Source organism: Micromonospora sp. NPDC005686 (assembly GCF_042871665.1).
Lineage (GTDB): Bacteria > Actinomycetota > Actinomycetes > Mycobacteriales > Micromonosporaceae > Micromonospora.
Map to the genome: position 1 here is coordinate 170,252 of NZ_JBIAIY010000002.1, position 11,622 is coordinate 181,873.

An 11,622-nucleotide genomic window follows, 5' to 3' on the forward strand; every position below is an offset into this window, starting at 1 on the left:
TCCGGCAGGGTACGGCCGGCGGTCGCCGGGAGGGCGGCCCGTCAGCCGCCCACGAAACCCGGAACGCGGACGGCGCGTTACGTTGGACATCCGGACCTCCTGTGGTCCGGGTGGCGCAACACGGCCCGAAGCGGGCATGGCGTAGGAGTGAGGTCGGGGAGAGACGTGCCGAGCAACGCTGGAACCACCCGTCTGGTCATCGTCGAGTCACCGGCGAAGGCCAAGACGATCTCGGGCTACCTCGGCCCGGGGTACGTCGTGGAGGCCAGCTTCGGCCACGTCCGGGACCTGCCTCGCAACGCCGCCGACGTCCCGGCCAAGTACAAGGGTGAGCCGTGGGCGCGGCTCGGCGTCGACGTCGACAACGGCTTCCAGGCGCTCTACGTGGTCTCCGCCGACCGCAAGCAGCAGATCAGCAAGCTGATAAAGCTGGCGAAGGAGGTCGACGAGATCTTCCTGGCGACGGACGAGGACCGCGAGGGCGAGGCGATCGCCTGGCACCTGGTGGAGACGCTCAAGCCCAAGGTGCCGGTCAAGCGGATGGTCTTCCACGAGATCACCAAGCCGGCCATCCAGGCCGCCGTGGCGAACCCCCGGGAGATCGACCGCGACCTGGTCGACGCCCAGGAGGCGCGGCGCATCCTCGACCGCCTCTACGGCTACGAGGTCTCGCCGGTGCTGTGGAAGAAGGTCATGCCGAAGCTGTCGGCGGGCCGGGTGCAGTCCGTGGCGACGCGGATCGTGGTCGAGCGGGAGCGCCAGCGGATGGCGTTCCGCACCGCCGAGTACTGGGACATCCTGGCCACGCTCGCGGTGGCGAAGCCGGGCGAGGGCCCGCGTACGTTCAACGCCACGCTCGTCGCGCTGAACGGCGACCGGATCGCCACCGGTAAGGACTTCGAGCCGACCACCGGCCGGGTGCGGCCCGGCGCGGGCGTGGTGCACCTGGACGAGGGCGGCGCCCGGGGGCTCGCGGCCCGCCTGGCCGACCAGCCGTTCACGGTCACCCGGGTCGAGGAGAAGCCCTACCGCCGCCGTCCGTACGCGCCGTTCATCACCTCCACCCTCCAGCAGGAGGCGGCCCGCAAGATGCGGTTCTCGTCGCAGCAGACGATGCGCACCGCGCAGCGCCTCTACGAGAACGGCTACATCACCTACATGCGTACCGACTCGGTGAACCTGTCCGAGACGGCCATCGCGGCGGCCCGCCGGCAGATCGTCGAGCTGTACGGTGAGCGCAGCGTGCCACCGGAGCCGCGCCGCTACACCGGCAAGGTGAAGAACGCGCAGGAGGCGCACGAGGCGATCCGCCCGGCGGGCGACAACTTCCGCACCCCCGGCGAGGTGGCCAAGGAGCTGTCCGCCGAGGAGTTCAAGCTCTACGAGCTGATCTGGCGGCGCACCATCTCCTCGCAGATGACCGATGCGGTCGGCTCCAGCGTGTCGGTGCGCATCCGCGCCGTCTCCTCCGCCAAGGAGGAGGCCGACTTCGGCGCGACCGGCAAGACCATCACCGACCCGGGCTTCCTGCGCGCGTACGTCGAGTCCAGCGACGACGAGAACGCCGAGGCGGAGGACGCCGAGCGGCGGCTGCCCACGCTGGTCAAGGACCAGCCGCTCACCGCCGACGAGTTGGCCGCCCAGGGCCACCACACCCAGCCGCCCGCCCGTTACACCGAGGCGTCGCTGGTCAAGGCGCTTGAGGAGCTGGGCATCGGCCGGCCCTCCACGTACGCGTCGATCATGCAGACGATCCAGGACCGCGGGTACGTGGTGAAGCGCGGCCAGGCCATGATCCCGTCGTTCCTGGCGTTCGCGGTGATCGGGCTGATGGAGCGGCACTACCCGCGCCTGATCGACTACGACTTCACGGCCAGCATGGAGAACGAGCTGGACGAGATCGCCGGTGGCGACCACGCCGCCGTCGACTTCCTCACCTCCTTCTACTTCGGCAGCACGAACGGTGCCGGCGACCAGGCCATCGCGCACGCCGGCGGCCTGAAGAAGCTGGTCACCGAGAACCTCAGCGAGATCGACGCGCGCAGCGTCAACTCCATCCCGCTGTTCACCGACGACGAGGGCCGCGAGGTGGTCGTCCGGGTCGGCCGGTACGGGCCGTACCTGCAGCGGGCGCTGCCCGACGAGCAGCAGGCGCAGGCGCAGGCGGCCTCGGGTGAGGGCGAGGAGGGCGGCTCGCAGGGCGACCGGGCGCCGATCCCGGAGGGCCTGGCACCGGACGAGCTGACCCCGGAGAAGGTGCACGAGCTGTTCCTCGGCGGCGGGGGCGAGCGCAAGCTCGGCGACGACCCGTCGACCGGCGAGCCGATCCTGCTCAAGTCCGGCCGGTACGGCCCGTACGTGGCAAGCGGCGAGCGCAAGTCCTCGCTGCTGCGCTCGCAGTCGCCGGACAGCCTGACCCTGGACCAGGCGCTGCAGTTGCTGCGCCTGCCCCGGCTGGTCGGCGTGGCCCCGGACGGCGCCGAGGTCGTCGCCAACAACGGCCGCTACGGCCCGTACGTCAAGCGCGGTGACGAGTTCCGTTCGCTGGACTCGGAAGACAAGATGTTCACCGTCACGCTGGACGAGGCGCTGGCGTTGCTGGCCGCCCCGAAGACGCGCCAGCGCCGTGCCGCCGCGCCGCCGCTGCGGGAGATGGGCAACGACCCGCTCACCGAGAAGCCTCTGGTGATCAAGGACGGGCGCTTCGGGCCGTACGTGACCGACGGCGAGTTCAACGCGTCGCTTCGGCGCGGGCAGACGCCGGAGGAGCTGACGCTGGAGCAGGCGTCGGAGATGCTGGCCGAGAAGCGCGCGAAGGGCCCGGCCCCGAAGAAGAAGGCCGCTCCGGCAAAGAAGACGGCCGCGAAGAAGACCACTACCGCCGCGAAGAAGACCACTACCGCGGCGAAGAAGACAACGGCCGCCAAGAAGACGACGGCGGCGAAGAAGGCCCCAGCGAAGAAGGCCGCCCCCAGAAAGGCGACCTCAACCCCGAAGGAGTGATCTTGGAAGGAAAGGGCCCCCATGAGGGCCGTTTCCTTCCAAGATCTTGTGGTTGTCCACAGGGGCGGCAAGGAACCGCGTCGGGGGTCACCGTGGAGCGGTGGGGAACTCCTGGGCGGGGATGCGGCGGGCGCTGCCGTCGGATGACGCGGACGAGTTGACCTGGCTGCTCTTCCGGCAGGACGACGTGCTCAGCCTTCAGCAGGCACGGGCACACCTCACCCGTAAGGCGATCCGTCACCGGGTGACGACCGGCCGGTGGCGGCAGGCGCACCGCGCGGTTCTCGTCGCGCACAACGGCCCGGTCGGCCCCGCTCAACTCCGGTGGATCGCGGTGCTGGCGGCCGGGCCCACCGCGCTTCTGGGCGGCTTGACGGCGACCCAGGCGGGCGGGCTGCGCGGGTTCCCGGACCGGGTGATCCACCTGCTCCTGCCCGCCGCGACCCGTCGATGCCCACTGCCGGCCGGTGTGCTGGCGCACCGGACGATCCATCTGCCCGACCTCGACGTGATGCCGGTCGCGGCGCCGCCCCGGACGGCGACGGCTCGGTCGATAGTGGACGCCGCGCAGTGGGCACCGACCGACACGCAGGCCCGCGCGATCATCGCGGCCGCCTTTCAGCAGCGGCTGGTGGGTGGTGACGACCTGCACGAGGTGGTGGAGCGGATGCCCCGGGTTCCTCGGCGCCGCCTGATCCTGTCCACCGCCACCGATGCGGCAGGCGGTGCCCATTCCCTGGGCGAACTGGACCTGCTCGATCTCGTACGCGGCGCTGGGCTGCCCGAGCCGACCCGACAGGTGGTCCGCCGGGACTCCGCCGGCCGGCGACGTTACCTCGACGCGTACTTCGAGCAGTGGCGCGTGCACGTGGAGGTGGACGGCGGGCAGCATCTGGATCCGGCGCACGCCTGGGCGGACATGCGGCGGCAGAACGCCCTGTGGGTCGAGGGCGACCGCGTTCTCCGGTTCCCCGCCTGGGCCCTGCGCGCACATCCCGAAGACGTGATCGCCCAGCTTCGCGCCGCCCTGCGGGCCGCCGGTTGGCGGGGGTGACGGCCAGCCGAGATCTTGGAAGAAAACGGCCCCCATGAGGGCCCTTTCCTTCCAAGATCTTCAGGAGCCCAGCACCTGACTCAAGTACGGGTTCTGGAAGATGTGGGTCGGGTCCAGGCGGGCGCGGACGGACTGGAAAGCGGCGAACTTCGGGTAGGCGGTGGCCAGGGACTCCGCGTCGCGCCAGTGCAGCTTGCCCCAGTGCGGGCGGCCGCCCAGCTCGGTCGCGACCTGCTCGAAAGCCCGGAAGTACGGCTCGTACGGCATGCCCACGTACTGGTGCACGGCGATGTAGGCCGAGTCCCGCCCGTACGAGTGGGACAACCAGATGTCGTCGGCGGCGGTGAACCGCACCTCGACCGGGAACAGGACCTTGAACGGCAGCCGGTCCACGATCCGGCGCAGTTCGGTCAGCGCGGTGGGCAACGCCTCGCGCGGCAGGCCGTACTCCATCTCCACGAAGCGGACCCGGCGCGGGGTGCAGAACACCCGGTCGGAGCGGCCGGTGTAGGTGCGTTCGGTGAGCGCGCGGGCGGAGACGGCGCTGATCGTGGGTGCGACGGCGGGTACGGCCCGGCCGAGGCGGCAGGCGCCGGCGAAGACGGTGTTGGAGAGGAACTCGTCGTCCAGCCAGCCCCGCCAGCGGGGCAGCGGCCGGTCGTCGGCGGGTACCCGGTCGTTGGTCTTGACCTGCACCCGGTCGGTGTACGGGAACCAGTAGAACTCGGCGTGGTCGTGCGCCTCGTACAGGCCGGGGAGGTCGTCGAGCACCTCGGCGAGCAGGGCCGGGCGTTCATGCGCGCGCAGCACGAACGCGTCCACGCAGCGCAGCGTGACCTCGACCAGCACGCCCACCGCGCCGAGCCCGACCCGGGCGGCGTCGAACACGTCGCGGTTCTCCTCGGCCGAGCAGCGCAGCACCTCGCCGGTGCCGGTGACCAGCGTCAGCCCGGCCACGAATGTGGACAGGCAGCCCAGCTTCGCGCCGGTGCCGTGGGTGCCGGTGGAGAGCGCGCCGGCGATGGTCTGGGCGTCGATGTCGCCGAGGTTCGGCATCGCCAGCCCGTGCCCGGCGAGCAGATCGTTGAGCGTGTGCAACGTCATCCCGGCCGGTACGGTGACGAGACGGCGCGTCACATCGACTGTGACGTCCGTCTCCAGCTCGGCGAGGTCGATCCGGTGCCCGTCGGTGACGGCGGTGGCGGTGAACGAGTGGCCGCTGCCGCTGGCGCGGATGGTCCGGCCCGTCGCGGCGGCCTGGCGGACCGCCTCGACGACGTCGGAGACGCTACGCGGACGCACGGTGAGGAGCGCGGTGCTGTGCTGGTTGCCGGCCCAGTTGGACCAGGTGGTGGTGGTACCGGTCATGACGGCCACTCCTCGACATGAATATGAAGTGAATTCATATCAGGAACGTTGTGCCTGGTAAATACCGCAATCGAGCCCGGCTCGTTGTACCGGTAGTCACAGACTCGTGACGTGCAGATATGTTCATCCGTCGAAGGGGGGTGGCGCCGAGTGTCCACACCAGCCGCCACGACCGGGCCGCTGCGTCGAGTGCCGGTGCAGGGTCGAAGTGTCGCGCGGGTCCAGCGGATGCTGGACGCCTGCGCCGAGCTCGTCGACGAGGTGGGGTACGAAGGGCTGACCACGACCCTGCTCGCCGAGCGCGCCGAGGTGGCGATCGGGTCGGTGTACCAGTTCTTCCCGGACAAGCGGGCGATAGTGCAGGCGCTGACGCTGCGCACCATGGAGTCCTACCTCCAGCGGCTCGACGAGCGGTTCGCCTCGGACGACCTGACCTACTGGTGGGACGGGGTCGACGCGGCGATCGACGAGTACATCTCGATGCACCGCACCGTCCCCGGCTTCCGTACCCTGCACTTCGGCGACGTGGTCGACCTGCACCTGCTGGACGACCAGCGGGACAACAACGGGGTCATCGCGGAGCAGCTCGCCCGCGTGCTCACCGAGCGTTTCGGCCTGGCCGGGGTGCCCGACCTGCGGTTCCATCTGGAGGTCGCGGTGGAGGCCGCGGACGCCCTGATCAAGCTGGCCTTCCGCCGCCGCACCGACGGCGACGAGCGGGTGCTGGCCGAGGCCAAGGCGCTCATCCGGGAGTACCTGCACCGGCAGGTGAACGCCCTCACGGAGGCCGTTCGCCAGGGCTGAGCGGAACGTTGAACGGCGGGTTCTGAGAGTGCGTCGGGGCCCGCCGTCGTCACGCCGTCGGACAGAGCCGCGGGGCGCGTCAGAGGAAGGCGTGCCCCTCGCCCCGGTAGGTCGGCACCGTGGCGACCACCGCGTCCCCCTCGACCAGATGTACCTCGTTGACGTGCTCGCACAGCTCGCCCGCCTTGGCGTGGCGGAACCACACCCGGTCGCCCACGCGCAGGTCGTCGGCGGCCTTCCCGGCCAGCGGGGTCTGCACCTCACCGGCACCCTCCGCGCCGAGCAGCTTCAGCCCGGCCGGCAGCCAGGGCCGCGGCAGCCGGCTGTCCGCCGCCGGGCCGGAGGCGATCCAGCCGCCGCCGAGCACCGTGGCCAGCCCGGGCGCCGGGCGGCGGACCACCGCGCAGGCGAAGAACGCCGCCGGGGCCGGCTGCCAGGCACGGTACGCGTCGAACAGCGTCGGCCCGTACAGGCCGGAACCCGCGGTGACCTCGGTGACCGCGGGGTCGGCGCTGGTCGCGGCCACGCTGCCGGTGCCGCCGCCGTTGACGAACTCCAGGTCGGCGTGCTCGCGTACCGCGCTGACCGCGGCCGAGCGGCGGGCCAGCAGTTCCCGGTACGACCCGCGCTGCGCGACCCGGATCGCCGAGCCGAGCACCGCCTGTCCGGGCGGCGCGTCGCCCAGGCCGGCGATCTGTGCCTCGTACGACATCAGGCCGACCAGCCGGAAGCCGGGCCGGCCGGCGACGGCGGCGGCGAGCGCGCCGGCCGCCGTGGCGCTGTGCACCGGGGAGCGCCGCACGCCCACGTGCACCCGGCCCCCCAGCGGGCGCCAGGAGGCGTCCAGATCGAGGCAGATCCGCAGCGCGGGCCGGCGCGCGGGCGGGCACACCCGGTCGATCAGGTCGAGCTGCCCGGTGTCGTCGACCATCAACGTCACGGCGTCGGCGAGCGCCGGGTCGGCGGCCAGTTCGGCGAGGCCACCCCGGTGGGCTGTCGGGTACGCCACCAGCACGTCGTCGCTGACCCCGGAGCGGACCAGCCACACCGCCTCGGGCAGCGTGAAGGCCATCACACCGTGCCAGCCCGGACGCTTGAGCGCCCGGGTCAGCAGCTCGCGGACCCGTACCGACTTGCTCGCCACGCGCAGCGGCTTGCCGCCCGAACGGCCGGCGAGCGCCTCGGCGTTGGCGTCGAACGAGGTGAGGTCGACCACCGCGTACGGCGGGTCGAGATGAGCGGTCGCCCGGTCGAGACGATCGCGAGTTTTGTCACGGTCGATGGCCACGTCTGCACGCTAACTGTCTGGACGGCAATGCGAAATACCCTCGCGTCTGCCCGGGCTGCGGGTGGTGGTCCCGGCGGCCTAGGCTCGGCGAGCAGGTGAATGTCGCGGGGGCGACCCTCCTGCGCGACTAGAGTGTTCCACCGGGGATGCCCAGCTCTGGGCCGGCACGTGGAGGTACGGCCATCGAAAGCCAGAACAACGGCGAGTCGCCCGGCGTGTCGTCGCCCGGGACAGCCGCCGACCGCTCCGGTCTCGCCGCCATCCGCTCGGTGCTGCGCATCCGGCCGTTCCGCAGGCTCTGGATCGTGCTCAGCGCCGCCTCCTTCGGCGACTGGCTGGGCCTGCTCGCCACCGCGCTGTTCGCCGCCTCCCAGGTCTCCGGCAGCACCGCCCAGGGCGCCGCGTTCGGCGGTGTGACGGCGATCCGGCTGCTCCCGGCGCTGGTGCTCGGCCCGGTCGCGGGCGTGTTCGCCGACCGGTTCGACCGCCGGTGGACGATGGTCATCTGCGACCTGCTGCGTTTCGTGCTGTTCGCCTCGATCCCGCTGTACGCGCTCACCGGCGCCGCGGGCGGGCTGGTGGTCGGCTGGGCGCTGATCGCCACGTTCCTGATCGAGTCGATCACCCTGCTGTGGATCCCGGCCAAGGAGGCGGCGGTCCCCAACCTCATCCCGCGCACCCGGCTGGAGGCGGCGAACCAGCTCACGCTGATCACCACGTACGGCCTCACGCCGGTGGCCGCGGCCGTCGCGCTGGCCGTGCTGACCCGCGGCCTGCCCAGCGCGGTCGGCGGCACCCTGCCGAACTGGGCCGAGCCGGCTCAGCTCGCGCTCTGGTTCAACGCCTTCTCCCGGCTGGCCACCGCGCTCGTGGTGGCGTTCGGGATCAAGGAGATCAGCCACGCCCAGCGCGCCGAGGCGGAGCGCACCGAGCAGAGCATGTTCCGGCAGTTCTCCGAGGGCTGGAAATACATCGGCCAGACCCCGCTCGTCCGCGGCCTGGTGCTGGGCATCTTCGGCGCGTTCGCCGGCGGCGGCATCGTGGTCGGCACGGGCAAGTTCTTCGCCAACTCGCTCGGCGCCGGTGACGCCGCGTTCTCGCTGCTCTTCGGCGCGATCTTCGTCGGCTTGGCGCTCGGCATCGGGCTCGGGCCGATGATCGTGCGGGACATGTCCCGCCGCCGCTGGTTCGGCATGAGCATCGTGCTCGCCAGCGCCTCCGTGCTGGTGCTCGCCTTCGCCATCCACCTGTCCATGGCCATCCTCGGCGCGATCCTGGTCGGCGCCGGCGCCGGCATGGCGTTCCTGGCCGGCACCACGCTGCTCGGCGGCGAGGTCGCCGACGAGGTACGCGGCCGGGTCTTCGCCGTGGTGCAGATCGGCACCCGGCTGGTGCTGATCCTGGCCATCGCGCTCAGCAGCCTGCTGGTCGGCGTCGGTGGCTCCCGCGAGTTCGCCATCGCCGACCTGGGCATCTCCGTCTCCTCCACCCGCCTGCTGCTGCTCGCCGCGGGCGCGGCCGGCATCTTCGCCGGCATCAGCGCGTTCGGCCAGATGGACGACAAGAAGGGCGTACCGGTCCTTGCCGACCTCTGGGGCTCGATCCGCGGCCGCCCGCTGATGCCGGCCGAGCCGTTCGTCTCCAGCGGCCTGTTCGTGGTCTTCGAGGGCGGCGAGGGCGCGGGCAAGTCCACCCAGCTCGCCGTGCTCGCCGAGCGCCTGCGCGAGCAGGGCCGCGACGTGGTGGTCACCCGGGAGCCGGGCGCCACGCCGGTCGGCGAGCGGATCCGCTCCCTGGTGCTCGGCACCGCGCCCGACGAGGCGCCGTCGCCGCGCGCCGAGGCGCTGCTCTACGCCGCCGACCGGGCGCACCACGTGGCCACTGTCGTCCGCCCGGCGCTGGTGCGCGGCGCGGTGGTGATCAGCGACCGGTACGTCGATTCGTCGCTCGCCTATCAGGGCGCCGGCCGGACGCTTCCGGTGGACGAGGTCTCCTGGCTCTCCTCCTGGGCCACCGGCGGCCTCAAGCCCGACCTGGTGGTGCTGCTCGACGTCGAGCCGCGTACCGGCCTGAGCCGGGTCGAGGGCCGCAACGAGGGCGCCGACCGGCTGGAGGCCGAGTCGCTGACGTTCCACGAGCGGGTCCGGTACGCCTTCCTCGACCTGGCCGCCGGTGACCCGAAGCGTTACCTGGTGCTCGACGCGTCCCGTCCGGTCAACGAGATCGCCGAGGCGGTGGCTGGCCGGGTCGGTGAGTTCCTCGCCGATCCCGGCGGGATCGTGCACCCCCGTCCGGCGCAGGGCCCGGACACCTCGGTCCAGCCCGAGTTATCCGACGCGGAGCTGGTGACGATGGAGCAACCCCGAAGATGACCGACGTCTTCGGCGATCTGGTCGGGCAGGACGAGGCGGTGGCCACGCTGCGGCGGGCCGCCGCCTCGGCCGCCGCGCTGCTGTGCGCCGCCGCGTCGGTGACGGCCCCCGCCGGCGGGCACGACGACCTCGGCGCGCTCGCCGAGGAGTACGACGGCGATCCGGCTCCGGCGCCCGCCGAACCCGGCGCCGGGATGACGCACGCCTGGATCTTCACCGGCCCGCCCGGATCGGGCCGCTCGGTGGCCGCCCGCGCGTTCGCCGCCGCTCTGGAGTGCGTGCACGGCACCGGGTGCGGTAGCTGCCCCGGCTGCCACACCACGCTCGCCGGCACCCATGCCGACGTGCGGGTCGTGGTGCCCGAGGGCCTGTCCATCGGCGTCAACGAGATGCGCGCGCTGGTGCTCCGCGCGGCCAGTACGCCCTCCGGCGGCCGGTGGCAGGTCGTGATCATCGAGGACGCCGACCGGCTCACCGAGGCCGCCGGCAACGCGCTGCTCAAGGCGATCGAGGAGCCGCCACCGCGTACCGTCTTCCTGCTCTGCACCCCGTCCACCCACCCGGACGACATCTCCGTGACCATCCGGTCGCGGTGCCGGGTCGTACCGCTGCGGCAGCCGCCGCCGGCCGCGGTGGCCGAGGTGCTGGTGCGCCGCGACGGGATCGCGCCGGACGTGGCCGAGTGGGCCGCCGCGGCGGCGCAGGGGCACGTGGGCCGGGCCCGGCGGCTGGCCCGCGACCCGGAGGCCCGGCAGCGGCGTGACGCGGTGCTCGCCGTACCGCGCCGGCTGACCGGGGTGGGCGCGGCGTTCGACGCGGCCGCGGCGCTGATCGAGGCCGCCGAGGCGGAGGCCGCCGCCTCCGTCGCGGAGATCGACGAGGCGGAGCGTACGGCGTTGCAGACCGCGCTCGGCGCGGGCGGCACCGGCCGGGGCGCGGCCGGCGCCATGCGCGGCGCGGCCGGTCAGCTCAAGGACCTGGAGAGGCGGCAGAAGTCCCGGGCCACCCGTGCCCAGCGGGACGCGCTCGACCGCGCCCTGGTCGACCTGGCCGGGTTCTACCGGGACGCGCTCGTCATGGCGCTGCGGGCGCCGGTCGCCCCGGTGCACACCGACACCGCGGCGCTCGCCGGCGCGGGCGCGCAGAAATGGGACGCCGAGGGCTCGCTGCGCCGCCTGGAGGCGGTCCTGGAGTGCCGCGCGGCGATCGAGGCGAACGTCAAGCCGCGGATCGCCGTGGAGGCGATGATGCTGGCCCTCTGGCGCGGCTGAGCGGGCCCTTCCGCGCTGTCCACAGGGCATCGACACGCGCGATTGAGGTGCGGTACGGTCCGGTGATGCCGCGGTGATCGTGGCGGCACGCTCAGTGAGGGGTTGGCCGACCGGCCGGGAGGAGTCCGCCGATGCCGCGGGGCGAAATCGACGAGGCCTGGATCGAGGAGGCGGTGCGGCGCTACCGCCGGATCGAGAACCTGCAGGCCGAGTTCGACCAGGCGGTCGCGACGGTCGAGGTCACCGTCCGCTCGCCCGACGGGCTCGTCGAGGTGGTGGTGACCGCTGGCGGGCGGATCACCGATGTGCGTTTCCTCGGCCCGCTGCACCACCGCAGCCCGCGCGACGTGGCCGGTTCAGTGCAGGCCGCGGTCACGGCCGCCGCCGGCGCGGCCCAGTGGGCGCGCGAGAAGCTGCACAACGAGACGTTCGCGGCCTACCGGCCGCTGGCGGGAGCCTGAC

At 72.5% G+C, this 11,622-nt stretch carries 8 protein-coding genes; 6 read left to right on the forward strand and 2 right to left on the reverse strand.

Translation table 11 applies throughout. The features are described from left to right. Positions 1-165 precede the first annotated feature (165 nt). Positions 166-3,003, forward strand: coding sequence for a type I DNA topoisomerase (gene topA / locus ACFYON_RS04815; protein ID WP_387188839.1), 2,838 nt, complete (start codon positions 166-168; stop codon positions 3,001-3,003). 100 nt (positions 3,004-3,103) lie between these two features. Continuing rightward, positions 3,104-4,057, forward strand: a complete 954-nt coding sequence (locus tag ACFYON_RS04820) for a DUF559 domain-containing protein (RefSeq protein WP_354867939.1) — start codon at positions 3,104-3,106, stop codon at positions 4,055-4,057. Positions 4,058-4,117: 60 nt separating this feature from the next. Here the strand turns inward: ACFYON_RS04820 and ACFYON_RS04825 are convergent, their stop codons facing one another. Further along, on the reverse strand, positions 4,118-5,434 hold the full coding sequence (locus ACFYON_RS04825; RefSeq protein ID WP_387188838.1) for a D-arabinono-1,4-lactone oxidase: 1,317 nt from the start codon (positions 5,432-5,434) through the stop codon (positions 4,118-4,120). Between the two features lie 219 nt (positions 5,435-5,653). On the opposite strand from ACFYON_RS04825, the gene ACFYON_RS04830 reads away from it, so the two are divergent. Further along, positions 5,654-6,229 carry a TetR family transcriptional regulator gene (locus ACFYON_RS04830; RefSeq protein WP_354868433.1) on the forward strand — a complete coding sequence of 192 codons (576 nt, stop codon included), beginning with the start codon at positions 5,654-5,656 and terminating at the stop codon, positions 6,227-6,229. Positions 6,230-6,308: 79 nt separating this feature from the next. On the opposite strand, the gene ACFYON_RS04835 is transcribed toward ACFYON_RS04830, so the two are convergent. After that, entirely contained in the window at positions 6,309-7,517 is a 1,209-nt protein-coding gene (locus ACFYON_RS04835; RefSeq protein ID WP_354867944.1) for an amino acid deaminase/aldolase, read from the reverse strand. A 215-nt stretch (positions 7,518-7,732) separates the two neighbouring features. On the opposite strand from ACFYON_RS04835, the gene tmk reads away from it, so the two are divergent. The 3 genes from tmk (at position 7,733) to ACFYON_RS04850 (ending at position 11,621) form a co-directional block, all read left to right on the forward strand. Then, on the forward strand, positions 7,733-9,889 hold the full coding sequence (gene tmk / locus ACFYON_RS04840; RefSeq protein ID WP_355014780.1) for a dTMP kinase: 2,157 nt from the start codon (positions 7,733-7,735) through the stop codon (positions 9,887-9,889). After that, the gene (locus tag ACFYON_RS04845) at positions 9,886-11,160 is read left to right on the forward strand and encodes a DNA polymerase III subunit delta' (RefSeq protein ID WP_354867949.1); all 1,275 of its coding nucleotides are present in this window, start codon (positions 9,886-9,888) and stop codon (positions 11,158-11,160) included. The genes tmk and ACFYON_RS04845 overlap by 4 nt, the downstream gene beginning before the upstream one ends. A gap of 131 nt (positions 11,161-11,291) precedes the next feature. Continuing rightward, the gene (locus ACFYON_RS04850) at positions 11,292-11,621 is read left to right on the forward strand and encodes a YbaB/EbfC family nucleoid-associated protein (protein WP_354867952.1); all 330 of its coding nucleotides are present in this window, start codon (positions 11,292-11,294) and stop codon (positions 11,619-11,621) included. Position 11,622: the final 1 nt, after the last annotated feature.

Excerpts from the sequence above, each read along its gene's own strand:
- ACFYON_RS04850 (WP_354867952.1), top strand. The coding sequence starts at position 11,292 with ATGCCGCGGGGCGAAATCGACGAGGCCTGGATCGAGGAGGCGGTGCGG.
- ACFYON_RS04830 (WP_354868433.1), top strand. The coding sequence starts at position 5,654 with ATGCTGGACGCCTGCGCCGAGCTCGTCGACGAGGTGGGGTACGAAGGG.
- ACFYON_RS04845 (WP_354867949.1), top strand. The coding sequence starts at position 9,886 with ATGACCGACGTCTTCGGCGATCTGGTCGGGCAGGACGAGGCGGTGGCC.